Annotated in this window: 24 protein-coding genes; 20 read left to right on the plus strand and 4 right to left on the minus strand. The window is 73.3% G+C overall.

The features are described 5' to 3' along the window. Positions 1 to 24: 24 nt before the first annotated feature. From ACIQ7D_RS34980 to der, 11 genes are all read left to right on the plus strand, one after another. Entirely contained in the window at positions 25 to 1,086 is a 1,062-nt protein-coding gene (locus ACIQ7D_RS34980; RefSeq protein WP_403944846.1) for a segregation and condensation protein A, read from the plus strand. Continuing rightward, the gene (gene scpB / locus ACIQ7D_RS34985; RefSeq protein ID WP_403944848.1) at positions 1,083 to 1,727 is read left to right on the plus strand and encodes an SMC-Scp complex subunit ScpB; all 645 of its coding nucleotides are present in this window, start codon (positions 1,083 to 1,085) and stop codon (positions 1,725 to 1,727) included. The genes ACIQ7D_RS34980 and scpB overlap by 4 nt, the downstream gene beginning before the upstream one ends. After that, a complete protein-coding gene (locus ACIQ7D_RS34990) occupies positions 1,727 to 2,926 on the plus strand; it encodes a pseudouridine synthase (RefSeq protein ID WP_403944849.1) in 1,200 nt (399 codons plus the stop codon). Before scpB ends, ACIQ7D_RS34990 begins: the two co-directional genes overlap by 1 nt. 242 nt (positions 2,927 to 3,168) lie before the next feature. After that, a complete protein-coding gene (locus ACIQ7D_RS34995) occupies positions 3,169 to 3,942 on the plus strand; it encodes an NUDIX hydrolase (protein ID WP_403944851.1) in 774 nt (257 codons plus the stop codon). Further along, on the plus strand, positions 3,939 to 4,961 hold the full coding sequence (locus tag ACIQ7D_RS35000; protein WP_403944853.1) for an ADP-ribosylglycohydrolase family protein: 1,023 nt from the start codon (positions 3,939 to 3,941) through the stop codon (positions 4,959 to 4,961). The genes ACIQ7D_RS34995 and ACIQ7D_RS35000 overlap by 4 nt, the downstream gene beginning before the upstream one ends. 3 nt (positions 4,962 to 4,964) lie before the next feature. Beyond that, positions 4,965 to 5,813 (plus strand): DNA polymerase beta superfamily protein, encoded by an 849-nt coding sequence (locus ACIQ7D_RS35005; RefSeq protein ID WP_403944854.1) that lies wholly within the window; start codon positions 4,965 to 4,967, stop codon positions 5,811 to 5,813. A 158-nt stretch (positions 5,814 to 5,971) separates the two neighbouring features. Next, positions 5,972 to 6,343: a chorismate mutase gene (gene aroH, locus ACIQ7D_RS35010; protein WP_403944856.1), complete on the plus strand. Its 372-nt coding sequence runs from the start codon at positions 5,972 to 5,974 to the stop codon at positions 6,341 to 6,343. Further along, positions 6,340 to 7,425, plus strand: coding sequence for a prephenate dehydrogenase (locus tag ACIQ7D_RS35015; RefSeq protein WP_403944859.1), 1,086 nt, complete (start codon positions 6,340 to 6,342; stop codon positions 7,423 to 7,425). Before aroH ends, ACIQ7D_RS35015 begins: the two co-directional genes overlap by 4 nt. 188 nt (positions 7,426 to 7,613) lie before the next feature. Then, positions 7,614 to 8,321, plus strand: coding sequence for a (d)CMP kinase (cmk, locus tag ACIQ7D_RS35020; protein ID WP_403944862.1), 708 nt, complete (start codon positions 7,614 to 7,616; stop codon positions 8,319 to 8,321). Between the two features lie 65 nt (positions 8,322 to 8,386). Beyond that, positions 8,387 to 8,992 carry a lysophospholipid acyltransferase family protein gene (locus tag ACIQ7D_RS35025; RefSeq protein ID WP_403944898.1) on the plus strand — a complete coding sequence of 202 codons (606 nt, stop codon included), beginning with the start codon at positions 8,387 to 8,389 and terminating at the stop codon, positions 8,990 to 8,992. Positions 8,993 to 9,065: 73 nt separating this feature from the next. Further along, positions 9,066 to 10,526, plus strand: coding sequence for a ribosome biogenesis GTPase Der (der, locus tag ACIQ7D_RS35030; RefSeq protein ID WP_403944864.1), 1,461 nt, complete (start codon positions 9,066 to 9,068; stop codon positions 10,524 to 10,526). A 114-nt stretch (positions 10,527 to 10,640) separates the two neighbouring features. On the opposite strand, the gene ACIQ7D_RS35035 is transcribed toward der, so the two are convergent. Then, entirely contained in the window at positions 10,641 to 10,937 is a 297-nt protein-coding gene (locus ACIQ7D_RS35035) for a hypothetical protein (RefSeq protein WP_403944867.1), read from the minus strand. A gap of 152 nt (positions 10,938 to 11,089) precedes the next feature. Beyond that, positions 11,090 to 11,884, minus strand: coding sequence for a hypothetical protein (locus tag ACIQ7D_RS35040; protein ID WP_403944869.1), 795 nt, complete (start codon positions 11,882 to 11,884; stop codon positions 11,090 to 11,092). Positions 11,885 to 12,541: 657 nt separating this feature from the next. On the opposite strand from ACIQ7D_RS35040, the gene ACIQ7D_RS35045 reads away from it, so the two are divergent. Further along, on the plus strand, positions 12,542 to 12,757 hold the full coding sequence (locus tag ACIQ7D_RS35045; RefSeq protein WP_403944872.1) for an I78 family peptidase inhibitor: 216 nt from the start codon (positions 12,542 to 12,544) through the stop codon (positions 12,755 to 12,757). 116 nt (positions 12,758 to 12,873) lie between these two features. Here the strand turns inward: ACIQ7D_RS35045 and ACIQ7D_RS35050 are convergent, their stop codons facing one another. Beyond that, positions 12,874 to 13,887, minus strand: a complete 1,014-nt coding sequence (locus tag ACIQ7D_RS35050; RefSeq protein WP_403944874.1) for a phosphatase PAP2 family protein — start codon at positions 13,885 to 13,887, stop codon at positions 12,874 to 12,876. Between the two features lie 479 nt (positions 13,888 to 14,366). Between ACIQ7D_RS35050 and ACIQ7D_RS35055 the strand changes: the two genes are divergently transcribed. Continuing rightward, entirely contained in the window at positions 14,367 to 16,136 is a 1,770-nt protein-coding gene (locus ACIQ7D_RS35055; RefSeq protein WP_403944875.1) for an MFS transporter, read from the plus strand. A gap of 77 nt (positions 16,137 to 16,213) precedes the next feature. Beyond that, the gene (locus ACIQ7D_RS35060; RefSeq protein WP_403944877.1) at positions 16,214 to 17,452 is read left to right on the plus strand and encodes an acyl-CoA dehydrogenase family protein; all 1,239 of its coding nucleotides are present in this window, start codon (positions 16,214 to 16,216) and stop codon (positions 17,450 to 17,452) included. A gap of 10 nt (positions 17,453 to 17,462) precedes the next feature. Here the strand turns inward: ACIQ7D_RS35060 and ACIQ7D_RS35065 are convergent, their stop codons facing one another. After that, complete coding sequence (locus ACIQ7D_RS35065) at positions 17,463 to 17,900, minus strand: cell division protein SepF (protein WP_329824618.1); 438 nt, start codon at positions 17,898 to 17,900, stop codon at positions 17,463 to 17,465. Positions 17,901 to 18,176: 276 nt separating this feature from the next. Between ACIQ7D_RS35065 and ACIQ7D_RS35070 the strand changes: the two genes are divergently transcribed. The 6 genes from ACIQ7D_RS35070 (at position 18,177) to ACIQ7D_RS35095 (ending at position 26,278) form a co-directional block, all read left to right on the plus strand. Next, entirely contained in the window at positions 18,177 to 19,379 is a 1,203-nt protein-coding gene (locus tag ACIQ7D_RS35070) for a DUF5685 family protein (RefSeq protein WP_403944879.1), read from the plus strand. A gap of 440 nt (positions 19,380 to 19,819) precedes the next feature. Continuing rightward, positions 19,820 to 21,886 carry an FAD/NAD(P)-binding protein gene (locus tag ACIQ7D_RS35075; protein WP_403944880.1) on the plus strand — a complete coding sequence of 689 codons (2,067 nt, stop codon included), beginning with the start codon at positions 19,820 to 19,822 and terminating at the stop codon, positions 21,884 to 21,886. Then, positions 21,883 to 22,965 carry an LLM class flavin-dependent oxidoreductase gene (locus tag ACIQ7D_RS35080; protein ID WP_403944882.1) on the plus strand — a complete coding sequence of 361 codons (1,083 nt, stop codon included), beginning with the start codon at positions 21,883 to 21,885 and terminating at the stop codon, positions 22,963 to 22,965. Before ACIQ7D_RS35075 ends, ACIQ7D_RS35080 begins: the two co-directional genes overlap by 4 nt. Continuing rightward, the gene (locus ACIQ7D_RS35085) at positions 22,962 to 24,326 is read left to right on the plus strand and encodes an NtaA/DmoA family FMN-dependent monooxygenase (protein WP_403944885.1); all 1,365 of its coding nucleotides are present in this window, start codon (positions 22,962 to 22,964) and stop codon (positions 24,324 to 24,326) included. Before ACIQ7D_RS35080 ends, ACIQ7D_RS35085 begins: the two co-directional genes overlap by 4 nt. Then, positions 24,323 to 25,123 carry a DUF1684 domain-containing protein gene (locus ACIQ7D_RS35090; RefSeq protein ID WP_403944887.1) on the plus strand — a complete coding sequence of 267 codons (801 nt, stop codon included), beginning with the start codon at positions 24,323 to 24,325 and terminating at the stop codon, positions 25,121 to 25,123. The genes ACIQ7D_RS35085 and ACIQ7D_RS35090 overlap by 4 nt, the downstream gene beginning before the upstream one ends. A gap of 255 nt (positions 25,124 to 25,378) precedes the next feature. Next, the gene (locus ACIQ7D_RS35095) at positions 25,379 to 26,278 is read left to right on the plus strand and encodes a S1 family peptidase (protein ID WP_403944889.1); all 900 of its coding nucleotides are present in this window, start codon (positions 25,379 to 25,381) and stop codon (positions 26,276 to 26,278) included. The last annotated feature ends 90 nt before the right edge of the window (positions 26,279 to 26,368 follow it).

Below are 26,368 nucleotides of genomic sequence, written 5' to 3' on the forward strand. Positions count from 1 at the left end.
GCCCCCGCCGCTCCCAGGACCGCGATGCCCCCGCCGCCCGACCCTGCCCGCCCGCCGCGCCGCCCGCTCGGCCGTGGCCCCGGCGAGTCGGCGCCCGGCCTGTCGCCGCCCGCCGTGTCGCCGCCCGCCGTGTCCGACCCGGAGCCGGCCGGGGCCGCCGGGGCCGGGCCCGAGGCGCTGGAGCCCGAGCCGACGGCCGCTCCGGCGGCCACGGCACGCGGGCAGGGCGAGGACGGCGGGGCCGCCGGGGACGAGCGCCGGTTCACCGTGCGGCTCGCCAACTTCGAGGGGCCCTTCGACCTGCTGCTCCAGCTCATCTCGAAGCACCGGATGGACGTGACCGAGGTCGCGCTCTCCCAGGTCACCGACGAGTTCATGGCGCATCTGCGGGCCATGGGGCCCGAGGGCGACCTCGACCAGACCACCGAGTTCCTGGTGGTCGCCGCGACCCTGCTCGACCTGAAGGCCGCCCGGTTGCTGCCCGCCGCCGAGATCGAGGACGAGGCGGACCTCGCGCTCCTCGAAGCCCGCGACCTGCTCTTCGCGCGGCTGCTCCAGTACCGCGCGTACAAGAGGGTCGCGGAGATCTTCGGCGAGCGCCTGGAGTCCGAGGCCCGGCGCCACCCCCGTACCGTCGGACTGGAACCGCACCACGCCGCGCTGCTGCCCGAGGTGGTCATCGGTGTCGGGGCCGAAGGATTCGCCCGGCTCGCCGTGAAGGCGACGCAGCCGAAGCCCCGGCCGCAGGTGTACGTGGAGCACATCCACGCGCCGCTGGTCTCCGTACAGGAACAGGCCGGGATCGTCGTCGCCCTGCTGCGCGAGCGCGGCGGTATGAGCTTCCAGGAGCTGGCCGGGGACGCCGGGTCCACGCTCACCGTCGTGGCGCGCTTCCTGGCCCTCCTGGAGCTGTACCGGGAGCGCGCCGTCGCCCTGGACCAGGACGAGGCGCTGGGGCCGCTCATGGTCCGCTGGACGGGCGGGGACGGCGGTACGGAGCCCGCGGTGACGGACGAGTTCGACCGGCCGCCCGGCGACGGCACAGAGGCCGCCGGCGGGGGAGACGAGAGCGAGGAGACGGTGTGAGCGAGCGGCAGCAGGGGACCACGGTCCGGGACCTGGACCTCAAGCCCGCCCTGGAGGCGGTCCTCATGGTCGTCGACGAGCCCGCGACCGAGGAACATCTCGCCAAGGTCCTCGACCGGCCCCGGCGCGCCGTCGCGGACGCGCTGCGCGAGCTGGCCGACGAGTACACCGTGCAGGGCCGCGGCTTCGAGCTGCGGATGGTCGCCGGCGGCTGGCGCTTCGCCACGCGGCCCGAGTACGCCGAGGCCGTCGAGGGCTTCGTGCTCGACGGCCAGCACGCCCGGCTGACGCAGGCCGCGCTGGAGACGCTGGCGGTCGTCGCGTACCGCCAGCCGGTGAGCCGTTCACGGGTCTCCGCCGTACGCGGAGTGAACTGTGACGGCGTCATGCGCACCCTCCTCCAGCGCGGGCTGGTGGAGGAGGCGGGCGCGGAACCCGAAACAGGTGCGATCCTGTACAGGACGACGAACTACTTTTTGGAGCGGATGGGCCTGCGCGGCCTGGACGAGCTACCGGAACTCGCGCCCTTCCTCCCCGAGGCGGACGCGATCGAGGCCGAGAGCCAGGAAGGCGTCCCGTCGTTCGATCCGGACGCGCCTGACGCCCCGGAAACCCACGCAGACGACAAGACGGACTTTTGATGCGAAGCAACGGCAGGAACAGCGGCGGCTCCAACCGGAACGGCGGAGGCGGGAGCGGCGGTGGCCGGGACGACCGGGAGCGCCGGGACGACCGGGGTGCCGGCGGGCAGGGCGACCAGCCGAAGCGGCCGTCCCGCCCGCGTCCCGAGGAGCGCCGTTACGACGTCGGCCGCTCGGGTCCCAGCGGCGGTTCCGGCGCGTCCGGCGCCCCGGGCGGCGCCCGCCGTTCCGGTGGTCCCGGCGGCTCGGGCGACGGATCGCGCCAGGGCGGTGGCGCCCGGGGCGCGGCGGCCAGGGGCGGCGCCAAGGGCGGCCCCAAGCCCGCGCAGGGCCCCGCACGGGGCGGCAAGGGCGGCCCCCGGCGCGGCGCGCCGTCCCGCCCCCGTGAGCTGGATGCCAAGATCGAGCAGCGCAACCGCGACCGGTACGCCGGCAAACCCTCCATCACGACGCCCAGGACCAACCCGGGCGCGGAGCAGGAGGGCGAGCGGCTCCAGAAGGTCCTCGCCCGCGCGGGCATGGGTTCGCGCCGGGCCTGCGAGGAGCTGATCGAGCAGGCACGCGTCGAGGTCAACGGCGAGATCGTGCTCGAACAGGGCATGCGCGTCGACCCGGAGCACGACGAGATCAAGGTCGACGGGCTGACCGTCGCCACCCAGTCGCACCTCTTCTTCGCGCTGAACAAGCCGGCCGGTGTCGTCTCCACCATGGGCGACCCCGACGGGCGGCAGAACCTCGGCGACTACGTCACCAACCGCGAGACCCGGCTCTTCCACGTCGGCCGGCTCGACACGGAGACCGAGGGCATCATCCTGCTCACCAACCACGGCGAGCTGGCCCACCGGCTGACGCACCCCAAGTACGGCGTCAAGAAGATCTACCTCGCCGCGATCCAGGGCCCGCTCCCGCGCGACCTGGGCAAGCGGCTCAAGGACGGCATCCAGTTGGAGGACGGCTACGCGAAGGCCGACCACTTCCGGGTCGTCGAGAACACCGGCAAGAACTACCTGGTCGAGGTCACCCTCCACGAGGGCCGCAAGCACATCGTCCGCCGGATGCTCGCCGAGGCCGGATTCCCGGTCGACCGTCTCGTCCGTACGTCCTTCGGACCGATCCCGCTGGGCGACCAGAAGTCCGGCTGGCTGCGCCGTCTCACCAACACCGAGGTCGGCATGCTGATGAAGGAAGTCGGCCTCTGAGCGGCCCCGAGATGTGAAGGCCCCTGTGACCACCGGTGCCTCTGACACCGGTGGTACGGAAGAGAAGCCCGCGGCCCCCACGGCCGCGGGCTTCTCTCTTGTCGCGGCGGCCTGTCCCGCTTTATAGTCAACATGACCATTAAGGAGGCGGGCGTGAGTACAGTGCTGCCCCCCACCGGTGACCGCCGGCGGACCTGGTCCCACGGGGGTGGACCAGGTCCGTCGGCCCGGCCGGGGCCACGATGAGCCCGCCCGAGCGGCACGCAGCCACGGCCGAGGCCCCGGCCCCGTACGACGCGCCGCCGTACGACCCGTCCGCCTTCGAGCCCTTCGCCGTCACGGTCGACCTCGCCGTCTTCACCGTCCGGGAGAGCCGGCTGCACGTCCTGCTCGTCGAGCGCGGCGAGGCCCCCTACCGGGGCGACTGGGCGCTGCCCGGCGGCTTCGTCCTGCCGAAGGAGTCCGCCGGGCAGGCCGCCCGCCGCGAACTCGCCGAGGAGACCGGCCTGTCGGAGGAGACCGCGGGCGCGCTCCACCTCGAACAGCTCCGCACCTACAGCGCCCCGGACCGCGACCCCCGGATGCGGGTCGTCTCCGTCGCGTACGCCGCGCTCGTGCCGGACCTGCCCGAGCCACGCGGCGGCGGGGACGCCGCCCGCGCCCGGTGGACCGAGTTCGGGGACCACGGCTCCCTGGCCTTCGACCACGACCACATCCTCGCCGACGCCTACGACCGCGTCGGCGCCAAGCTCGAATACACCTGTCTCGCCACGGCCTTCTGCCCGCCCGAGTTCACCCTGGGCGAGCTGCGGCAGGTCTACGAGACCGTCTGGGGCGTGGCACTCGACCGCCCCAACTTCCGGCGCAAGGTCCTCACCACGCCAGGGTTCGTCCAGGCGCTGGAGGGGCCGCCGCGCCGGACGGGTGGCCGCGGGAAACCCGCCGCGCTCTACCGCGCGGGCGCCGCCACCACGCTGCATCCACCTCTGCTGCGACCGGAAGGACGGACGGCATGATCATCGCGAGGACCCTCACCAAACAGGCCGCGACCGGCACCCTCATCGGACTGGCGCTCGGCGACGCCCTCGGTTTCCCCACCGAGTTCAACGACGTTCCCTCGATCCTCGCCAAGTGCGGCCCCTGGCGCGAGATGTCCCTGCCGAAGCCCGCCGTCGTCACCGACGACACCCAGATGACGCTCGCGTTCGCCCGCGGCATCAGGACCGCGATGGACCGCGGCGTCCTCGGCCCGATCCGTCTGGAGCGGCCCGTACGCGACGAGTTCGTGGACTGGTACCACTCCCCGGACAACAACCGCGCCCCCGGCGCCACCTGCATGAGGGCCTGCATGCTCCTCGACAGCGAGCGGCCCTGGCAGCGCGCCAGCCAGATCCACTCCAAGGGCTGCGGCGCCAACATGCGCGTCGCCCCGATCGGCCTCGTCCCCGGCTTGAGCGACGAACAGCGGGCCGGCGCCGCCCAGTTGCAGGCCGCGCTCACCCACGGCCACCCCACCGCCCTCGCCGCCTCCGACCTCACGGCACGCACCGTCTACCTGCTCTCGCACGGCGGCGAACCCGAGGCGCTGATGGGCCAGCTCCGCAGTTACGCGTACGAGAACCGCGAGCACTACCGCCGGCGCTGGCTCGGCGACCTGTGGACGTACGCCGACGACGCCGGCCCCGAGGAGTTCATCGCCCGCGGCTGGGACGAATGCCTGGAAGCCCTCGAACGCCTCCAGCAGGCCCTGCGCTCCCCCTCCCCGGAGACCGACCCCTGCCTCGCCACCGGCGACGGCTGGATCGCCGAGGAGGCCCTGGCCACCGGGCTGCTCTGCTTCCTGCTCTTCCCGTCCGACCCCGTCACCGCGCTGCGCCGGGCCGCCTGCACACGCGGCGACTCGGACTCCATCGCCGCTCTCGCGGGCGCCTTCGCCGGCGCGTACCTGGGCGCCGGCGCCTGGCCCAAGGAGTGGGCCGAGCGGATCGAGTACCGCAGCGACCTCATGTCGCTGGGAGCCCTCTGGGACTCGTGATCCATGCGTACCGAAGAGATGAGCGCGGACGAGCGGGACCACACGGCGGGGCCGGACCGCGCCGAGGAGCGGAGCCGCGCCGAGCGCCTGCGCGCCGCCGGGCTGCCGGCCACCGACCTCGGCCCGGTCCTCGCCGCCGAGACGGACCCGCTGCTGTTCGCGACGGTCTCCGGGGCGCATCTGTACGGCTTCCCCTCCCGCGACTCGGACGTGGACCTCAGAGGCGTCCATCTGCTGCCGGTCGCCGCGCTGATCGGGCTCAGGGAGCCCGAGGAGACCCGGTCGCGGATGGGCGACCGGGACGGCGTGGAGATGGACCTCGTCACGCACGACCTGCGCAAGTTCGTCCGGCTGATGCTGCGCCGCAACGGCTATGTGCTGGAACAGCTCCTCTCCCCGCTGGTGGTCAGTACCTCCGAGGCGCACCGTGAGCTGATCGCGCTCGCCCCCGCCGTACTGACCAGCCACCACGCCCACCACTACGCCGGGTTCGCCCGGACCCAGTGGCGGCTGTTCGAGCGGACCGGCGAACTCAAGCCCCTGCTCTACACCTTCCGCGCGCTGCTCACCGGCGTGCACCTGATGCGCGGCGGCGGGGTACTCGCGCATCTGCCCACCCTCCTCCGGGAGGTGGCGGCGCCGGGCTATCTGCCCGAGCTGATCGCCGCCAAGGCCGAGGCCGAACACGCCCCGGCCACCGGCCCGGGACGGGACCGGCTGGAGCGGGACGTGGAGGCGCTGCGCACGGTGCTGGACGAGGCGCGGTCGGCCACGGCCCTGCCCGGCGCGGCCGTCGGCGCCGGACACGAGGCGCTCCACGACTTCGTGGTCCGCGCCCGGCTGGCGGGCTGATCCGTACGCGGGACGCCTACGCGCGGGCCGAGGCGCGGCGCGTACGGATCAGGAAGTCCTCCACCGGAGCGCGGGCGAGGCCATGCGCGTGAGCGTACGGGGCCGCGCGGCGGGTCGTTACCCTGGACGGAGCACTCGATCACTCTGGGGAGAACGTTGTGGCGGTACGAGCGGTTCGCGGGGCCGTCCAGTTGGAGCGGGACGAGTCCGGGCATATGGACGAGCAGGTCAAGCAGCTCCTGACCGCGATCATGGAGCGCAACCGGCTCACCGCCGACGATCTCATCAGCATCTGGTTCACGGCGACGCCCGATCTGCACAGCGACTTCCCGGCCGCCGCCGCGCGCGGCCTCGGCATCGTCGGTATGGCTGATGTCCCGCTGCTCTGCGCCCAGGAACTGGATATCGACGGCGCCCTGCCGCGCGTCGTGCGCGTCCTCGCCCACATGGAGTCGGACCTGCCCAAGGCCGAGGTGGCGCACGTCTACCTCGGCGCCGCCGCCGCTCTGCGCAAGGACATCGCCCAGTGAGAACCGCACTCGTCGTCGGGACCGGCCTGATCGGCACCTCGGCCGCGCTGGCCCTGGCGGGCCGGGGGATCACCGTCCACCTCAGCGACCACGACCCGTCCCGGGCCAGGACCGCCGCCGCCCTCGGCGCCGGTACGGACACGGCGCCCGAGGGCCCCGTCGACCTGGCGATCATCGCCGTACCGCCCCGGCACGTCGCGGTCACGCTCGCCGAGGCGATGCGCTCCGGCGCCGCCCGCGGTTACCTGGACGTCGCCAGCGTCAAGGACGGCCCCCGGCGCGAACTGGCGGCGCTCGGCCTGGACACCACCGCGTACATCGGCACGCACCCCATGGCGGGCAAGGAGCGCTCGGGCCCGCTCGCCGGGAGCGCCGACCTCTTCGAGGGGCGGCCCTGGGTGCTGACCCCCACCCGGGAGACCGACACCGAGGTGCTCAACCTCGCGCTGGAGCTGGTCTCTCTCTGCGGCGCCCTGCCCGTGGTCATGGACGCGGACGCGCACGACCGGGCGGTCGCGCTCGTCTCGCACACCCCGCACCTGATCTCCTCGATGGTCGCCGCCCGTCTGGAGGCGGCCGACGAGAGCGCCGTACGCCTCTGCGGCCAGGGCATCCGCGATGTCACCAGGATCGCGGCCTCCGACCCCGCGATGTGGGTCGAGATCCTCTCCGCCAACGCGGGCCCGGTCGCCGAGGTGCTGGCCGCCGTCGCCGCCGACCTGGACGAGACGGTCGAGGCGCTGCGCGCGCTCCAGTCCGGCGACGAGGCGAAGCGGCGCGGCGGCGCCGCCGGTATCGAGGACGTCCTGCGGCGCGGCAACGCGGGCCGGGACCGTGTGCCCGGCAAGCACGGCGCCGCCCCGACGGCGTACGAGGTCGTGGCGGTCCAGATCAGCGACCGGCCGGGCGAGCTGGCCCGGATCTTCGCGGACGCCGGCGCGGCCGGGGTGAACGTCGAGGACGTACGCATCGAGCACGCCACCGGGCAGCAGGCCGGCCTGGTCCTGGTCATGGTCGAACCGGCGGCGGCGCCCGTCCTCGCCGCGGCCCTGCGCGAACGCGGCTGGTCCATCCGCCAGTGACCACCCGGTGACCCGCGGTGACCTGTGGTGACTCAAGGGAGAGCCCGCCGGTGAGGGACGGTGCGGGGGCCGGACGGGGTCCCGTACGACGGGTGCGATCGGGGCCCTGAAGACTCGGTAACCTTGTGCGGGGGCGTGTGCGCGTCCCCGCACATCCACCCCGTGACTCAGGAAGGTGTCCGTCCCCCGTGGAAGCTACCCCCGCCCGGACCGCCCAGGCCGCTGTGATCGTCGCCATCGACGGGCCCTCGGGCACGGGCAAGTCGAGCACCTCCAAGGCCGTGGCCGCCCAGCTCGGGCTGAGCTACCTGGACACCGGCGCGCAGTACCGCGCGATGACCTGGTGGATGATCAGCAACGGAGTCGACGTCGAGGACGCCGCCGCCGTCGCGACCGCCGCCGCCAAGCCCGTCCTGGCCTCCGGCACCGACCCGGCCGCGCCCACCATCACCGTCGACGGCGTGGACGCCGCGGGCCCGATCCGTACCCAGGAGGTCACCGCCCGGGTGAGCGCGGTCAGCGCCGTCCCCGAGGTGCGCGCCCTCATCACCGGACTCCAGCGCGAGATCGCCGCGGCCGCGCCGCTCGGCATCGTCGTCGAGGGCCGGGACATCGGGACGACGGTCCTCCCCGACGCCGACGTCAAGATCTTCCTCACCGCGTCTCCCGAGGCCCGCGCGGCCCGCCGCAGCGGCGAGCTGACGGGCAAGGAGGCGACCGATGTCGCCGCCACCAAGGAAGCGCTGGTCAAGCGGGACGCGGCCGACTCGGGCCGGAAGACGTCCCCGCTCGCCAAGGCCGCCGACGCGGTCGAGGTGGACACCACGGATCTCACGCTCCAGCAGGTCATCGAGTGCGTCGTGACCCTGGTGGAGGAGAAGCGGGCCGCGCGGTGAGCGCGGCGGGCGCGCCGCCCTCGGCGCAGGGCGCGGCGGTCGGCAGAGGTATCGGCATCGGGCTGATGTACGGGCTGTGGAAGCCCCGGGTGCTCGGCGCCTGGCGGGTCCCGGCGCACGGTCCCGTGATCCTCGCGGTCAACCACGCGCACAACATCGACGGCCCGATGGTGATGGGCACCGCGCCCCGGCCGGTGCACTTCCTGATCAAGAAGGAAGCGTTCGTCGGACCGCTCGACCCGTTCCTGCTCTCCATCGGACAGGTCAAGGTGGACCGCTCCGTCGCCGACCGCACCGCGATCACCGGCGCGCTCGGGGTCCTCGCGGACGGCGGTGTCCTGGGGATCTTCCCCGAGGGCAGCAGGGGCGAGGGGGACTTCGCCTCGCTCCGTGCCGGGCTCGCCTATTTCGCCGTACGGTCGGGGGCGCCGATCGTGCCGGTCGCGGTGCTCGGCTCCACCGAGCGCCCCGGCCGGCTGATACGGGGGCTGCCCGCGCTGCGCAGCCGCGTGGACGTCGTCTACGGCGACGCCTTCGACGCCGGTGACGGGAGCGGGCGGCGCACCCGCAAGACCCTGGACGAGGCCACCGTACGGATCCAGGAGCGGCTGACCGCTCACCTGGAGCACGCCCGGCGGTTCACCGGACGCACCGGGCCCACCGGGCCGTAAGACGCCCAGCACGACTTCAGTAGTGCGCCGCGAGCCGTGGCGCACCGATCACGATGAACGAGGTACGGACTTCATGAACGACCACATCGACTCCGGCGACGAGCACGGAGAGCTTGGCGACGCCGAGTACACGGACTTCATGGAGCTTGCCGCTCAGGAGGGCTTCGAGGCCGAGGAGGTGGAGGGCGCGCTGGACGAGGCCGGTCACGGCCCGCTGCCCGTCCTCGCCGTCGTCGGCCGTCCGAATGTCGGCAAATCGACTCTCGTGAACCGGATCATCGGCCGCCGTGAGGCGGTCGTCGAGGACAAGCCGGGCGTCACCCGCGACCGGGTCACCTACGAGGCCGAGTGGGCGGGCCGCCGCTTCAAGATCGTCGACACCGGCGGCTGGGAGCAGGACGTCCTGGGCATCGACGCCTCCGTCGCCGCCCAGGCCGAGTACGCGATCGAGGCCGCCGACGCGGTGGTCTTCGTCGTGGACTCCACGGTCGGCGCCACCGACACCGACGAGGCCGTCGTACGGCTGCTGCGCAAGGCGGGCAAGCCCGTCGTGCTCTGCGCCAACAAGGTCGACGGACAGAGCGGCGAGGCGGACGCCACCGCACTCTGGTCGCTCGGCCTCGGCGAGCCCCATCCGGTCTCCTCGCTGCACGGCCGCGGCACCGGCGACATGCTCGACGCGGTCCTCGAAGCGCTCCCCGAGGCCCCCGCCCAGACCTTCGGCACCGCGCTCGGCGGCCCGCGCAGGATCGCCCTCATCGGCCGTCCGAACGTCGGCAAGTCGTCCCTGCTGAACAAGGTCGCGGGTGAGGACCGGGTCGTCGTCAACGAGGTCGCCGGCACCACCCGGGACCCGGTCGACGAACTGATCGAGCTGGGCGGCACGGTCTGGAAGTTCATCGACACCGCGGGCATCCGCCGCCGGGTCCACCTCCAGGCCGGCGCGGACTACTACGCGTCGCTGCGCACCGCCGCCGCCGTGGAGAAGGCCGAGGTCGCGGTCATCCTGATCGACACGAGCGAGTCCATCAGCGTCCAGGACCAGCGCATCGTCACGATGGCCGTCGAGGCGGGCCGCGCCATCGTCGTCGCGTTCAACAAGTGGGACACCCTCGACGAGGAGCGCCGCTACTACCTGGAGCGGGAGATCGAGACGGAGCTGGCGCAGATCGCCTGGGCGCCGCGCGTCAATGTCTCCGCCCGCACCGGACGGCACATGGAGAAGCTGGTCCCGGCGATCGAGACGGCGCTGGCGGGGTGGGAGACCCGCGTCCCGACCGGTCGGCTCAACGCCTTCCTCGGCGAGCTGGTCGCCGCGCACCCGCACCCCATCCGGGGCGGCAAGCAGCCCCGCATCCTGTTCGGCACCCAGGCCGGCACGAAGCCGCCGCGGTTCGTGCTCTTCGCCTCCGGCTTCATCGAGGCCGGGTACCGGCGGTTCGTGGAGCGCAGGCTGCGCGAGGAGTTCGGCTTCGAGGGCACCCCGATCCACATCTCCGTACGGGTGCGTGAGAAGCGCGGGCGCAAGAAGTAGCGGGACGGGGCGCTCGGGAGCGGGCGCCGTACGCGGTGGGGCCCGGCACGGATCGTCCGTGCCGGGCCCCACCGCGTACGGCCGAGACGGCGGCCGCTCCGGTGTGCGCGCGGGTCAGACCCCGCGGCGCGGCGCCGGCGGCAGCGCCGGCCGGTCGGTCCTGCCCATGTGCTGCTGCCGGGGGTCCCGCTGCCAGGACCCCGGGTACTGCGTCTGCGTATGACCGAAGCTGTGGCCGCCGTAGACATGGTGGGATCCGTGCAGCCCGGTGCCGAACGCCGTGAAGCCGAGGTTCTCCTCGTTGCTCCGGTCGCCCGGCAGCGCTCTGAAGGACCTGCGGAACTCGGAGTAGAGGGCGTCGTAGATCGGGGTCGTCGAGAACCCGTCCGCTCCGTCCTGCGCCGGGCGCATCGAAGGGATCTGGCTCTGGTACTGCGGGCGGGAGGGGTCGTATGAGTGCACGTACGTGCCAACGACCCCGCCGTCCGTCGGATGCGGGCTGCCCGGGGAATTCGCCGGCTGCGGGTACGGGCGCAGTCGGCGCGTGGGGCGCGTGTCCTCCGTCATGTGCCGGCCAGCGGCATCATGGCGGCGACCAGGTTGCCGTTGGCCGCGGCCTTCTCCAGGGCGTCGCGCAGCAGGTCCTCCCGGGGCTGCTGGCCGATGGAGCCGACCGGCGCGGCGAAGACCAGCACCCGCTGCGACTTGTTGGCCGCCGTCCGCCACCCCTCCGTGACCTGGAGGGGCTGGTGGGCCTGCCACCAGGCGGTCGGGGAGCCGCCGTCGGTGCCCGGCTGGAGTACGGCGTGGAGCTGGCCCATGGCGAGCAGCACCGACCAGCCCGGGTTCTGCGCGGGCACCGACTCCAGGGCGTTGACCGGCTGGAAGCCCTGCTCGATCAGGAGCGACAGGAACTCGTCGGTGGTGGAGTCGGAGCCCGGCCGGGCGATCGGGGCCGTCGGCTCGACGACGAGGGCGGGGTGCAGGCCCTCCTCCAGCAGCACCAGACCGCTGGTGACACCGAGCACGGCCTGTCCGGGAGCGGCGTTGGGAACGGCTGCCTGGGACGGCTGGGGCTGCTCGCCGCCGGTGATCGACCGGACGGCGCCCTGGAGCTGGTCCTCGGCGACCTGGACGACCTGGGAGGGGATACAGGTGGCGTGGGCGAAGGCGAGAACCGCGGTCTCCTCGCCCACGAACAGAACGGTGCTGGTCCGCTCCTGTTCGGAGTCGCCCGGGGTCCGGCAGGAGGTGCAGTCGTAACTGCCCGGGGAGTTCTCTCCGGCGAGCAGCCGGTCGGCTTCTTCGTCGCCGATCTCGGCGCGGACGTCCTCGCTGACATCGAGCATGCGCGGCACGGGTGGCTCCTCGAACTCGGTGCGTGGGCCGGGCTGTTCCCGGCTCGTACAGAGACAACGGGTGAGCCGTGGCCCGGGTCACGCGCGCGGGCGTACAGAATCGAACCGTCCCGCGCGCCGCGCCGACCGGTGGCCGGAACCCGTACGCCCAGGCCGGACCGGGGACCCGGGCGTGACCATCGCCCCGGCCCGGCGGGCCCCAGGTCAGCGGATGTATGAGTCGACAAATCGGGATGTCGGTGCGTCACGACGGTGGCCGGATCACGTTGCTGCTTCCGGTGGCCTCCGCGACGACGGCCCCGGCCGGGCGGGCGCGGGGGCGGCCCGCGTGCGGGGAGCGGGGGAAATCGTGAATTCGTCCGGTGCCCCAATGGCGCGCCCATTGTCCGACGCGCGTTCATGCCCGACTTGTCGAGCGGAATTCAGGGAGCGAAATTTATGTGATCTTCGGGGCTTTGGAATTATCGACGCGTGCGAGGCGACTGGTCCGTAAGGGTGAAGAGGTGCGCACGCGGAGAGTGTCGGGAACCTGTGACACAAGCGTGACCGCCAAGGGACTCGAACCTTCCTCTCCCGGTAACGGACGGCTTCCGATCTCCTTCCGATCTCCTTCCGTTCCGCTTCCTTCGGTGCCTCCCGGCGCCTACGGTGAGTGGTATGGCTTCCCTACCGACTCCTCCCCGACAGCCCGACGACGCACCCGAGTCCTATGTCGGACTCGACGCCGAGAGCGCCGAGCGGCAGGCTCGCGGGCGCGGCTGGACCCATCTCAGGGCACTGCCCCCGGGCTCGATCATCACGATGGAGTTCGTCGTCGGCCGGCTCAACTTCGAGGTCGACGGCGGCCGGGTCATCCGCTGCTGGGCCGGCTGAGCGGCCAGGACGCACCAGCACCCGTACGTGACATGACGGAAGCCCCGGCCGCGGCCGGGGCTTCCGTCATGTCACGGGGGAGTGGCGGCGTGTGCGTACCGCCCCCGTGCGGGCTCTCAGCCGCCCGTCAGGGGCCGGGAGCGGGGCGGGCGACGGCTGCCGCCCGCCGGGGTGACCGGGGTCCGCTCCGAGCGCACCGCGTGCTGCCGGGACTGGGCGGTGGTGAGCTGGCCGGTGGTGCGGCCGCCGGTGGTCCGTCCCCCGTGAGCTGGGCCGACGGCCTCGCAGGGGGTGCCCTCCACGGCCTGCTGCGCGCCCTGGGGCACCGTCTCGGGCCGCCTGGACGGTCCGCCGCTCCCCGGCCCCGTGCCGGTCGCGGGGACGGTGGGCGTCGGGCCCCGGCGGGCGCGCCAGCGCTCGCGGACCGCGAAGACCGCCTGCTCGGCGCGGCCGATCAGCGGCTCCGCCCAGGGCAGCCCCAGCAGGATCAGCAGCCCGGCGGCCCAGCCGAGGAGCACATCGCTCAGCCAGTGCGTACCGAGGTAGACGGTGGTCGCGCCGACCCCGAGCGCCACCAGGGACGACATGACGGAGAGATAGCGCCTGGCCCGCGGCGTGGTGGCAAGATAGGCCAGGATTCCCCAGGTCACCACGGCGTTGGCGGTGTGGCCGGAAGGAAATATATCGCCGCCCGCGAAGAGTTCGGCCGAGCCGATCTGCGTCGCGTAGTGGGGGCCGAGCCGCCCGAGTCCGAGCTTGACCGCGCCGACGGTCACGTTGAGCAGCAGCAGCGCGGCGCCGAGGGTCAGCAGGGGCCGCAGCGTGTGCTGGCGCCAGGAGCGCCAGCCCAGCCAGGCCGCGATCATCACGGCGGTCGGGCCGCGCTGGCCGAGCACCACGAAGTAGTCCAGGTACGGGTGGATGACCGGCCACTGCTGGTAGGGCCGGAAGAGCATGATCTTCCAGTCGATGATCACCAGCGAGGACGAGACGAGCACGGCGACGACGATGGCGAGATAGAACGCCAAGGTCCCGCCGAAGAGAACCTTACGAGTGCGGCTCATCCGCGGGATCTCTATCTTCGGCGGTTCCGGCTCCCGGTCCAGGCGGGCAAAGATGTCGGTACGCACGTAAAGGACGTTACAGCGAGTGAGTGTGCGACCCGGCCGATCCGGTCCCTTCGTGATGACGATGTGATGTGGACTATGTCTCGGATCACATTTCCGTAAGAGTCGTCCGTGAAATCGCCAGGGCCCTTCGGCCCTATTCATCGGGACGCCGTTCCGGGGAGTGTCTTTCCACGGAACCGAATTAGTTCACCGGGGCGTCGCGCGGAATTTCCCTCACGCTCGTGTCGCGTCCGGGCCCCACCTGGCGCGGGCGACGTGGCGTACGCCACACTCCCTGGTCAGAGCGGTGAGAGATGCACCACGCGCCACGCGGGAACACTCGCGTACGCTGACGGCTCACTCGCCCGTCGATGCCGGGCCACCCCGCAGGGACCCGTGTCCCCGTTGGCCCGCCGAGTGCCAGGGCCTGTGCTACCAGGGCGCGTGACGCCGCGGGGGAACTCAGCACAGACCCTGGGGACGCATTGGGAGGTACGCAGATGTCCGGGACCACCACGGCCGGAGCGCGGCTGCGCCCGGCCGGTGGCGGTGCGAACCGCTGGATCGTCCTGCTGATCCTGTGCGTCAGCCTGCTGCTGGTCGCGCTGGACGCGACCGTGCTGCACGTCGCCGTACCGGCCGTCACCGCGGACCTCCGCCCCAGCGGGGTCGAGCTGCTGTGGATCGTGGACGCCTACCCGCTCGTCTGCGCGGCGCTGCTGATCCTCTTCGGCACCCTCGGCGACCGGGTCGGGCGTCGGCGGGTCCTGCTGACCGGATACGCGCTCTTCGGGGTCGCCTCGGCGCTCGCCGCCTTCGCGGACACCCCGCTGATCCTGATCGCGGCGCGCGCCCTGCTCGGCGTCGGCGGCGCGATGATCATGCCCGCCACCCTCTCCATCCTGCGCGCGGTCTTCCCCGACCGGCGTGAACGGGCCATGGCCATCGGGATCTGGACGGCGGTCGCCGCGGTCGGGGCCGCCGTCGGCCCGGTACTGGGCGGCTTCCTCGTCGAGCACTTCTGGTGGGGCTCCGTCTTCCTGGTCAACATCCCGCTGCTGGCGCTCCTGATGCCGCTCGGCCGCTTCGTCCTGCCCGAGTCGAAGGGCGTCGGCGACGGCCCCTGGGACGTTCTCGGCGCGCTGACGGCCGCGGCCGGGGTGCTCGGGGTGGTCTACGGCGTGAAGCGGCTCGGCGCGGGGGAGGGGCCGCTCGGGCCGATGACGCTCGTTCCGCTGTGCGTCGGGGCCGCGCTCCTCGTTCTCTTCGTCCGGCGGCAGCGGCGCAGGACCCATCCGCTGATCGACGTCCGGATGTTCGCCAGGCCGACGTTCTCCACCTCCGTCGGCTGCATCGTCCTCGCCATGCTCGCGCTGGTCGGCCTGGAACTCATCGCCGTGCAGTACCTCCAGCTCGTGCTGGGACTCAGCCCGCTCCAGACCGGGCTGCGGCTGCTGCCCCTCACCTTCGCCGCCATGGCCGCCGGGGTCACCGGCTCCGCCACCCTGAGCCGGCTGGGGCCGCGCCGGATGGTGGCCTGGGGGTTCGTGCTCACCGCCGCCGCCGTGCTGCTGCTGGTCATGATGGGCCAGCACGACCGGCCCGCGCTGCTGACCACCGGATTCGTGCTGCTCGGCTTCGGGCTCCAGACCACGCTCTTCGGGGCGTACGAGTCGATGCTCAGCGAGGCCCCGCCGGAACAGGCGGGCGGCGCCGCGGCGATCGGCGAGACCTCCTACCAACTGGGCGCGGGCATGGGGATCGCCCTGCTCGGCAGCGTGATGAACGCGGTGTACGCGCCCGCGATGACCTCGGTGAAGGGCGTCCCGCCGGGCGCGAGCACCGCCGCGGCGGACTCGCTCGGCGAGGCGTACCAGGTCGCCACCCGGCTCGGCGGGCCCGCGGGACAGGCGCTGCGGACGGCGGCGCGCGAGTCGTTCGTCCACGGCCTTCATGTGACGCTGCTGGTCAGCGTCGGGCTGCTGCTGCTCGGCGCGCTGGCCGCGCTGCGGCTGCCCCGGGCCATGGAGTGCGCGACGCCCGCCGTCGAGGAGGAGCTGAGCACGCCCCGCGCCGCCGGGCCCTCCAGGTCCGCCGAGACCTCCGCGAACGAGGGGCGCCCGCCCGCGCGCGGCCCCGAGCGGCCCCGGCCGGCCGATCACCGGCCGCCCCGTATGCGCACGTCACCGGAGCGGGAGCAGACCCCCGCGGGCGTACCGGCGAGCCGGGGACCCGCCGCACGGGCCGGGTCTGGACGCGCTCCACGCTGAGCCGTAACGTTCGGCGCCGATGCGGTGTGTCGTGATCGGCTCACCGTCCGTTCCGTGCGAGCCGCCGGAGGCGTGCCATGCCCGTACCGTCAGCGGCCCAGCCGCCGCCCTTCGACCCGCGTGACCCCCTCGGCCTCGACGACCTCCTCGACCCGGACGAGCTGGCGATCCGGGACACCGTGCGCGCCTGGGCCGCCGACCGGGTGCTGCCGTACGTCGCCGAGTGGTACGAACGCGGCGAACTGCCCGGCATCCGCGAACTGGCCAAGGAACTCGGCTCCCTCGGCGCGCTCGGCATGTCCCTGACGGGATACGGCTGCGCGGGCGCGAGCGCCGTCCAGTACGGACTGGCCTGTCTGGAGCTGGAGGCGGCCGACTCCGGTATCCGCTCCCTGGTCTCCGTACAGGGCTCGCTCGCCATGTACGCGATCCACCGGTACGGCTCCGAGGAACAGAAGGAGCGGTGGCTGCCGGGCATGGCGGCGGGCGACACCATCGGCTGCTTCGGTCTCACCGAACCCGACCACGGCTCCGACCCGGCGGGCATGCGGACGTACGCCCGGCGCGACGGCTCCGACTGGGTGCTCGACGGACGCAAGATGTGGATCACCAACGGCTCGGTGGCGGGGGTCGCCGTCGTCTGGGCGCGGACCGACCGCGACGGTGACGACGGCGGAGCCGGTCGAGGCGGGGAAGGCGGCGGGATCAGGGGATTCCTCGTGCCGGCCGGCACCCCCGGGTTCTCCGCCCCCGAGATCCGTCACAAGTGGTCGCTGCGCGCCTCGGTCACCAGCGAACTGGTCCTGGACGGGGTACGGCTGCCCGCCGACGCCGTACTCCCCGGGGTGACCGGGCTGCGCGGGCCGCTGAGCTGTCTGGGCCACGCGCGCTACGGCATCGTCTGGGGCTCGATGGGCGCCGCGCGCGCCGCGTTCGAGACCGCGCTCGACTACGCGCGGACCCGGGAGCAGTTCGGCCGGCCGATCGGCGGTTTCCAGCTCACCCAGGCCAAACTCGCCGACATGGCGCTCGAACTGCACAAGGGGATCCTGCTCGCCCACCATCTGGGGCGGCGGATGGACGCGGGCCGGCTCCGGGCCGAACAGGTCAGCTTCGGCAAGCTGAACAACGTACGGGAGGCGATCGAGATCTGCCGGACCGCGCGGACGATTCTCGGCGCCAACGGGATCTCGCTCGAATACCCCGTGATGCGCCATGCGACGAACCTCGAATCGGTGCTCACCTACGAGGGCACCGTGGAGATGCATCAGCTCGTGCTGGGCAAGGCGCTCACCGGCCTCGACGCGTTCCGGTGAGCCGCCCTGCTCAGCTCTGGTTGAAGAAGCCGTCCTGCGGGCGGCCGACGGCGTCACCGGTGACGATCTCGGTGTCGGCCGGGCTGAGCAGGAAGACCCGGGTGGCGACCCGGTCGATGGAACCGCGCAGACCGAAGATCAGTCCCGCGGCGAAGTCGACGACCCGCTTGGCGTCGGCGGGCTCCATGGCCGTGAGGTTCATGATGACCGGGGTGCCGGCCCGGAAGAGTTCGCCGATGGCCCGGGCGTCCCGGAAGGACTCCGGGGAGACCGTGGCGATTCTGCGGTCCTGCTCCTGGGCGGTGGACTCGGGGGCGACCCGCATGCGGGGCTCGCTCCGCCAGGTCTCGCCGCTTTCAGCACCCTCGGCGTACTCGTCGTCGTAGTAACGCTCGTCGTTGTCCTCGACGAGGCCCAGCCAGGCACTCGCCTTGCGCACCGATCCCATGGACGCCTCCTTTCACCGCGGTCACTTGACGTTCCCTATCCCTATCGTCGTCCATCATGCGGATCGTGCGCCAAGGGGATAGTCGGCGCGCAGGCGATTCGTGACGGTACTGGTGCAGAAGATGTGGCGATTCGTCAAGGTTCTTCCAGGATAGGGGCCCTGAGGTGGTGCAAAATATTACGTTCCGGCCAGATGGGTGACGTTGACGTCGTCCGAGTGAATGGATCACTCGATACGATGCGTCGCTCACGAAGGAACGGCACTCGGGGGAACGTCGTGTTCGGAATCGTCAGGCCCTGCACGCATCGGCTCGGCAGCGCTCTCAGAACGGAGTGGACCGCGCATCTGTGCGGGCTCTGTCTGGCACTTCGCGCCGACCACGGGCAGTTCGCCCGGATCGTCACCAACTACGACGGCCTGATCGTCTCGGTCCTGACGGAGGCTCAGTCCCACCGGACCCCGGAGCTGCGCCGTACCGCCGGACCCTGCCCGCTGCGTGGGATGCGGACCGCGCCGGTCGCGCGCGGCGAGGGCGCGCGGCTCGCCGCCGCCGTCTCGCTCGTGCTGGCCTCCGCGAAGGTACGGGACCACGTCGCCGACGGGGACGGGCTGTTGCGGCGCAGGCCGCTGGCGGCCGCCGCGCGCCGGGTCGCCGGCGGCTGGGACCGGGCGGGCGCCCGGGCCGGCGCGGAGCTGGGCTTCGACACCGCCGTCCTGGTCGACGCCGTCGACCGGCAGCCGGGGATCGAGGCGCTGGCCGGCCCCGGCACCCCGCTGCTCGCCGTCACCGAGCCGACCGAGACGGCGACCGCCGCGGCCTTCGCGTACACCGCCGTCCTGGCCGGGCGGCCGGAAAACCGGGAACCGCTGGCCGAGGCGGGGCGGCTCTTCGGACGGCTCGCGCACCTCCTGGACGCCGTGGAGGACCAGGGAACTGATGCGGCGTCAGGGGCCTGGAACCCGCTCACCGCGACCGGCACCACCCGCACGGAGGCCCGCAGGCTCGCCGACGACGCGGTGCGGGGCATCCGGCTCGCGCTGCGCGACGCGGAGTTCACCGACGGCCGTCTCGCGCATGTCCTGCTCGCGCACGAACCGCGCGCCTCGGTCGACCGCGCCTTCGGTACGGCGGGGTGCGCGCACACCGGGAGCGGCAACCCGTACGGGACCCCCGGCGGGACCCCGTACGGTACCCCGGGCGGGCCCCCTCCGGGCTTCCCCGAGGGCCCGGGGAAGCCGCCGGAGAAGCGCGGGTTCCTGGCCGGCTGCGCGGTCTTCACCGGGCTGTGCTGCACCTGCCGGATGTGCTGTGCGCAGGAGTACGAGGGCCCCTGGTCGCGGCAGAAACACGAAGGCGTCTGCCGCGACGGTGACTGCTGTGAGGCGTGCGGTGATTGCTGTGACGGCTGCGGCAACTGCTGTAGCTGCGGCGAGAGCTGTGGCAACTGCTGTAGCTGCTGTGATTGCGGGGGTGTCTGACAGCGCCCGGCGGCGCGCGCCGGACGGCGGTACGAGACGGGCGGTACGAGACGGCGGTACGAGGGGAGGGGAGGAGCCTGGAGCGCTGCGTGTGAAGGCACGCGGGGAAACGGCGCGGCGGGCGCCGCGGAAGGTACGGGGCGGAGCAGGGCGTCAGCTCAACAGGAAGAGGACCACACGCGACCGAAGTCGATGTGGGAGCGCGTGACCAGCCACTGCTGCGAGTACATGTGCCAAGTGGAACAGGCATCCGTTTCCGCGTCAACCGGCTCCGTCCCCCGGTGAGACGGACCTCTCACAGTACGGACAGGCTTGACAACAGGCCGTACGGGCCGCTTAGCCTCGTCCCCGCAGACGGACCCCGCTGAGGGGCTCGGTCCGTCCGCGTTCCGCGTGAAGGCACCTCCCGTGTTCGATCTCTGCATCCACGGAGCCTTCCCATGCCCGCGTCACCGGATCCGGACACCCTCCGCACCCCGCCCGCCACCCCGTCCGTCGTCGTGATCGGCGCCGGCCCGCGCGGCACCGGCTTCCTGGAGCGGATCGCCGCCAACGCGCCGTCCCTGTACGGCGGTCTGCCACTGGACATCCATCTCGTCGACCCGTTCCCGCCCGGCGCGGGGCGGATCTGGCGCCGCGACCAGTCCCCGCTGCTCTGGATGAACTCCATGGCCGAGGACGTGACGATGTTCACCGACGACTCGGTCGTGCTGGAGGGCCCCGTACGCCCCGGCCCCGCGCTCGACGCCTGGGCCCGCGACATCGCGGCGGGCCGCACCCGCCTCGCCGCCGGGGCCGAAGCCTCCCCCGCCGGGGCCGAAGCCTCCCCCGCCGGGGACGCCGCGGAGCGGGCCGGGGACGCGGCCGACCCCGGCGGGCTGCCGGCCGAGATCGCCGCCCTCACCGGGCAGAGCTTCCCCAGCCGCCGGGTCCAGAGCGCCTATCTGAGCTGGGTGTACGAGCGGACGGTGGCCGCCCTGCCGCCCGGCGTCCGGGTCCATCTCCACCCCACCGAGGCGCTACGGGTCTCCGGGGAGCGCGGCGGACGCCAACGCGTGACGCTCGCCGGCCGCGACGAACCGCTGGAGGCCGATCTCGTCGTCCTGACCCTCGGCCATCTCGACGCGGAACCCGACCGGGAACAGGTGGAGCTGGCCGGATTCGCCCGCCGCCACGGGCTGCTCCACCTGCCGCCGGACTTCACCGCTGACAGCGACCTCTCCGCTCTGCCGGCCGGTGAACCGGTCGTCGTACGCGGCTTCGGGCTCGCCTTCGTCGATCTGATGGTGCTGCTCACCGAGGGGCGCGGCGGCCACTACACCGGCGGCACGGGCCCCACCGACGAGCTGGTCTACCACCCCTCGGGGCGTGAACCCGTCCTCCATGTCGGCTCGCGGCGCGGTGTCCCGTACCACTCCAAGATCGGTTACGGGCTGGCCGGGGGCCGCCCCCCGCTGCCGCGTTTCCTCGGGCCCGCGCAGATCGACGCCCTGCTGGCCCGGACCGACCGGCCCGACTACACCCGCGACATCCGGCCACTGGTCGAGAAGGAACTCGGCTTCGCCCACTACCACCGGCTCTTCACCGCCCACCCCGAGCGCACCCGCGTCGACTGGACCGACTTCGAGGAGAAGTACGCGGCCACCGACCCCGGAAGCCCCGCCCTGGACGCCCTGGTCGGCTCCGCCGTCCCCGACCCCGCCGACCGGCTCGACCTCGCCGTGCTCGACCGGCCGCTGGACGGGGTGCGGTTCGCCTCGTACGACGCGCTCCAGGACGGCCTGCGCGCCTACATCACCGGTGACCTGGCCCGCCGGCACGATCCGGCCCACAGCGCCGACCTCGGGGTCTTCCTCGGGCTGCTCTCCGTCTACGGCCAGCTCGTCCGCCTCGGCGACCTCGGTGACCCCGGCGGGCGCTGGCACGGCTTCTTCAGCTATCTCGCCTCGGGGCCGCCGGGACCCCGGCTGCGGCAGCTCCTCGCGCTCTCCCGGGCCGGTGTCGTCCGCTTCCTCGGCGCCGGCACCACCGTCGAGGCCGACGAGCGCCGGGGTCTCTTCCGGGCCGGCAGCGCCTCCGTACCGGGGGAGTACGTCGAGGCCCGCGCCCTGGTCGAGGCCCGGCTCCCCGACCCCTCGCCGGAGCGCACCCTCAGCCCCCTGCTGCGCGCCCTGTACGACGAGGGCGCCGCCGCGATCTCCCCGGGCGGGCTGGTCCTGGTCGACCCCGGCGACGGCCGGCTCGTGGAACGCGACGGCCGCCCGCACCCGCGCCGCTTCTCGCTCGGCCCGTACACCACCGCACGCTCCAGCGGGGCGTTCACCCGGCCGGGCACGGGCGGCCCCGCGTTCCGCCAGAACGACGCCGCAGCGCGGGCCGTCCTCACCCTGCTCGCCGGGGCGTCCGCCCGTGCGGCGCGCGCCGTCCCCGGACGCCGTGTGCCGTCCCCTCACCCGACGGACGGGCCCGACCAGCCCGTCGGAAGCCGGAAGGCAGGCCCGTCATGACCGCCACCCGCCCCCTGCACCTCGCCGCCGAGATCGGCGGCCCGCCCCGGTACGACGCCGCGTCCTACGTGGAGCTGGCCCGACTCGCCGAGCGCGGCTCCCTCGACTTCGTGACGCTCAGGGACTCCTTCGAACGCCCCGGCCCCGACGCGCTCGCCGTGCTCGCGCGGGTCGCCCCCGCCACCGAGCGCGTCGGACTCGTCCCCACCGTCACCACCACCCACACCGAGCCGTTCCATCTCTCCACGGCCGTCGCCACCCTGGACTGGGTGAGCCACGGCCGGGCGGGGTGGCTTGCCGACGTGTCGACCACCACCGCGCAGGCCCGGCTCTTCGGCCGCCGCCCCGCCGCGCCCCCGTCCGCCCTCTGGCGGGAGGCGGGCGAGGTCGCCGACGTGGCCGCCCGGCTCTGGGACAGCTGGGAGGACGACGCCGAGATCCGCGATACGTCGACAGGGCGCTTCATCGACCGCGACAAGCTGCACCACGTCGACTTCGAGGGCGCCGCCTTCACCGTGCGCGGCCCGTCCATCGTGCCGAGGCCGCCCCAGGGGCACCCCGTCACCGTGGTCGACATAGCGACCGGACGCACCCCCGCCCTCACCGAGACCGCCGCCCGGCACGCCGACGTCGTCCTGATCAGGGCGGGCCGGCCCGAGGAGGCGGCGGCCCTGCGCGTACGGCTGCGGGCCCGCGCCGCCGTCCACGGCCGCGACCCCGGCACCCTGCGCGTCCTGGCCGCGCTCACCCTCGACTGCCACGACGGTGAACGCCCGCCGGAACCCGGCCCGGTGAACGGGGCGCACACCGCCGCCGGCGCGGCGGGCGCGCACTACCGGGGCGGCCCCGTCGACCTCGCCGACCTCATCACCCGCTGGCACGACGGCGGCGCCGTCGACGGCTTCCACCTGACCCCCGTCGAGCCCCACCGCGACCTCGAACGCCTGGTCAACGGCACCGTCGCGGTCCTTCAGCACCGCAGCCTCTTCCGCACCTTCCACCCGGGCGGCACCCTCCGCGAACACCTGGGCCTCGCCCGCCCCGCCAACCGGTACACGACCGCGGGGGGAGCGTCATGACCACCGAGCCGACCGGGCCCGCCTCGCCCTCGCGCCCCGGGGCCCGCAAGCGGATCCACCTCGCCGCGCACTTCCCCGGGGTCAACAGCACCACCGTGTGGGCCGACCCCCGCTCCCGCTCCCAGATCGAGTTCGCCTCCTTCGAGGCGCTGGCCAGGACCGCCGAGCGCGGCACCTTCGACTTCTTCTTCCTCGCCGAGGGGCTGCGGCTGCGCGAACAGGGCGGCCGCATCCACGATCTGGACGTCGTCGGCCGCCCCGAATCGCTCACCGTCCTGAACGCGCTCGCCGCCGTCACCGACCGGCTCGGCCTCGCCGCCACCGTGAACGCCACCTTCAACGAGCCGTTCGAACTGGCCCGCAGACTCGCCACCCTCGACCATCTCAGCGCCGGCCGCGCCGCCTGGAACGTGGTCACCTCCTCCGACGCCTTCACCGGGGAGAACTTCCGGCGCGGCGGCTATCTCGACCGGGCCGACCGCTACACCCGGGCCGCCGAGTTCGTCCGTACCGCCCGCGAACTGTGGGACTCCTGGACACCGCCCGCGCCCGGCGCCCCGTACGGCACGCCCCGGCCCTTCGCGCACTCCGGGCCCCAGTTCGAGATCGCGGGCGAGTTCACCGTCCCGCGCTCCCCGCAGGGCCACCCCGTGATCATCCAGGCGGGCGACTCCGACGAGGGCCGGGAGTTCGCCGCCTCCGCCGCCGATGTGATCTTCACCCGGGGCGCCACTAAGGAGGCGGGCCGCGCCTTCTACGCCGACACCAAGGCGCGGCTGGCCGCGTACGGCAGGAAGCCCGACGACCTCAAGATCATGCCCGGGGTCACCGTCGTCCTGGGCGACACCGACGCCGAGGCGCGGGAGCACGCCGCCGAGATCCGCGCCCAGCAGGTCTCCCCGCAGAACGCGCTGCTCGCCCTGGAACAGGTCTGGGGCCGAGACCTCTCCGGCTACGACCCGGACGGGCCGCTGCCCGAGATCGACCCCGACCCGGACTCCTCGCTGGTCCAGGGCCGGGTACGGGTCGCCGACCCGCTCGCCGTGGCAGCCAGGTGGCGGGCGCTGTCCGAGGCCAAGGGGCTCTCCATCCGCCGGACCGTCATCGAGACCACGGCCCGGCAGTCCTTCATCGGCGCCCCGGAGACCGTCGCGGCGCAGATGGACGCCTTCGTCTCCGGCGAAGCGGCCGACGGCTTCATCCTCGTCCCCCATCTCACCCCGGGCGGGCTCGACGACTTCGTCGACCGGGTGGTGCCGCTGCTGCGGGAGCGCGGCGCCTTCCGTACGGAATACGAAGGCACCACCCTGCGCTCCCATCTCGGGCTCCCCGACCCGGTATGGAAAGGTGAAACAGCATGACAACGGAAAACCCGCCCGCACCCGCCCAGGAGTGGGCGAGCTGGCACGCACACCGCACCGTCACGGTCTGTGCCCCGTACGGACCGCTCGCCCTCACCGGCACCCACTGGCTCGCCGACCACCCCGACGGGACCCTCCCCGGGCTCCCGGGGGTGTGGCGCGAGGACGGCGACACGGTCGTCCTGAGCGCGGCGGCCGGGGACGGGCTGAGCGCCGACGGCGCACCCCTCACCGGGGAGATCCGGCTCGGCGCCGACACCGGACGCTTCGACGAGGCCCGGATCGCGGCCGGCGAGCGCAGGCTCGTCGTACTGCGCCGCGAAGGACAGTGGGCCGTACGGGACGTCGACCCGGGGTCCGCCGCGCGCCACGCCTTCCGCGCCACCGACGCCACCCCGTACGACCCGGCCTGGACGCTGCCCGGCCGCTTCCGGCCGTACGAGGCGAGCCGCACCGTACGGGTCCCGAACGCCGACGGCCGGGAGCGGGGCCTCGGCCTCGGCGGGGAGATCGCCTTCACCGCCGGCGGCGCGGAACACACCCTCCAGGTCGCGGTGGAGCCCGACGGCTCGCTGTGGGCGGTCTTCGCGGACGCCACCGGCGGCGACGGCGGCTTCCCCTTCCGCTTCCTGCGTCCCGCAGCCCCGGCCGCCGACGGGACGGTGACGGTCGACTTCAACCGCGCGCTGCTCCCGCCGTGCGCCTTCGCCGACCACTTCATCTGCCCCTTCCCGCCGCCCGGCAACACCCTTCTCATCGCCGTCCCGGCGGGCGAACGCGCGGTCCTCACCGACTGACCGACCCGCGTCCCGCGGCGGCCGCGGCTGGGGCGCCACCCCACGAGGCGCCCCGGCACCGTACGCCCCACTGGTCATCCGCGCGGCCAAATCCCGCCCTTGCGAGGGGAGTTGAGGCCGCCAATACTCCCGTGCAGCGCCGGTCGAGGCGCGGCGCGTCCGGGCGACCCCCGGACGCGCCGCGCCGCCGACCGCGCCTCACGGGCCCCTGAACCCCACCAACGGGCCCCCGATTTCCCTCGGGAGGAACGACCAGTGAGGATCAAGCGCACCACCCCCCTCAGCGGCGTGGCAAGACGCATACGTCTGATCGCCGTCACCACCGGAATAGCCGCGGCGGCGGCCCTCGCGATACCCACCGCGAACGCCGCCCAGCCCACCACGTTCAGCGCGAGCCAGCTCGGCGCGGCGAGCGAGGCCGTACTGGAAGCCGATGTCGCGGGTACCGCCTGGGCCGTCGACCCGGCGAGCAACTCCCTTGTCGTACAGGCCGACTCCACCGTCACGGCGGCCGAGATCGACTCCATCGAGCGGGCCGCCGGCGCCAACGCGGGCGCGCTGCGCGTCGAGCGCACCACGGGCACCCTCTCCAAGCTCATCTCGGGCGGCGACGCCGTCTACGCCACGAGCTGGCGCTGCTCGGCCGGGTTCAACGTCCGCAGCGGCAGTACCTACTACTTCCTGACGGCGGGCCACTGCACCGAGGGCCTCCCGCCCTGGTACACCAGCTCCGCGCACACCACGAGCATCGGCCCGTCGGCCGGCACCAGCTTCCCCGGCAACGACTACGGTCTCGTGCGGTACTCGAACACCTCGCTTGCCCACCCGGGCACCGTCGGCAGCGTCACCATCACGGGCGCGGCCAACGCCACCAACGGGATGTCCGTCACGCGCCGCGGCTCCACGACTGGCATCCACAGCGGTTCGGTGACGGGCCTCAACTACACGGTGAACTACGGCAGCGGCGACGTCGTCAGCGGCCTGATCCGCACCACCGTCTGCGCCGAACCGGGCGACAGCGGCGGGCCGCTCTACTCGGGCTCGCTCGCCATCGGGCTGACCTCGGGCGGCAGCGGGAACTGCACCTCCGGCGGTACGACGTACTTCCAGCCGGTGACGGAGGCCCTGAGCGCCTACGGGGTCACGCTCGTCTAGACGAGTCATTCCGAAGTCCCGTCTGCGGGGAGGTGCCATGCACGCACATCCGCGGCGTTGTCGTCACTCAACGACGCTCCGCGTCGCTTC

Origin of the sequence: Streptomyces sp. NPDC096310 (genome assembly GCF_044763125.1) — a bacterium.
Lineage (GTDB): Bacteria > Actinomycetota > Actinomycetes > Streptomycetales > Streptomycetaceae > Streptomyces.

Bases quoted from the DNA above. Each gene is read 5' to 3' on its own strand.
- ACIQ7D_RS35090 (WP_403944887.1), top strand. From the start codon at position 24,323: ATGACAACGGAAAACCCGCCCGCACCCGCCCAGGAGTGGGCGAGCTGG.
- ACIQ7D_RS35005 (WP_403944854.1), top strand. From the start codon at position 4,965: ATGCGTACCGAAGAGATGAGCGCGGACGAGCGGGACCACACGGCGGGG.
- ACIQ7D_RS35085 (WP_403944885.1), top strand. From the start codon at position 22,962: ATGACCACCGAGCCGACCGGGCCCGCCTCGCCCTCGCGCCCCGGGGCC.
- ACIQ7D_RS35080 (WP_403944882.1), top strand. From the start codon at position 21,883: ATGACCGCCACCCGCCCCCTGCACCTCGCCGCCGAGATCGGCGGCCCG.
- ACIQ7D_RS35075 (WP_403944880.1), top strand. From the start codon at position 19,820: ATGCCCGCGTCACCGGATCCGGACACCCTCCGCACCCCGCCCGCCACC.
- der (WP_403944864.1), top strand. From the start codon at position 9,066: ATGAACGACCACATCGACTCCGGCGACGAGCACGGAGAGCTTGGCGAC.
- ACIQ7D_RS34995 (WP_403944851.1), top strand. From the start codon at position 3,169: ATGAGCCCGCCCGAGCGGCACGCAGCCACGGCCGAGGCCCCGGCCCCG.
- ACIQ7D_RS35060 (WP_403944877.1), top strand. From the start codon at position 16,214: ATGCCCGTACCGTCAGCGGCCCAGCCGCCGCCCTTCGACCCGCGTGAC.
- ACIQ7D_RS35000 (WP_403944853.1), top strand. From the start codon at position 3,939: ATGATCATCGCGAGGACCCTCACCAAACAGGCCGCGACCGGCACCCTC.
- ACIQ7D_RS35025 (WP_403944898.1), top strand. From the start codon at position 8,387: ATGTACGGGCTGTGGAAGCCCCGGGTGCTCGGCGCCTGGCGGGTCCCG.
- ACIQ7D_RS34990 (WP_403944849.1), top strand. From the start codon at position 1,727: ATGCGAAGCAACGGCAGGAACAGCGGCGGCTCCAACCGGAACGGCGGA.
- ACIQ7D_RS35055 (WP_403944875.1), top strand. From the start codon at position 14,367: ATGTCCGGGACCACCACGGCCGGAGCGCGGCTGCGCCCGGCCGGTGGC.
- ACIQ7D_RS34980 (WP_403944846.1), top strand. From the start codon at position 25: ATGCCCCCGCCGCCCGACCCTGCCCGCCCGCCGCGCCGCCCGCTCGGC.
- ACIQ7D_RS35065 (WP_329824618.1), bottom strand. From the start codon at position 17,900: ATGGGATCGGTGCGCAAGGCGAGTGCCTGGCTGGGCCTCGTCGAGGAC.
- ACIQ7D_RS35035 (WP_403944867.1), bottom strand. From the start codon at position 10,937: ATGCGCCCGGCGCAGGACGGAGCGGACGGGTTCTCGACGACCCCGATC.
- ACIQ7D_RS35045 (WP_403944872.1), top strand. From the start codon at position 12,542: ATGGCTTCCCTACCGACTCCTCCCCGACAGCCCGACGACGCACCCGAG.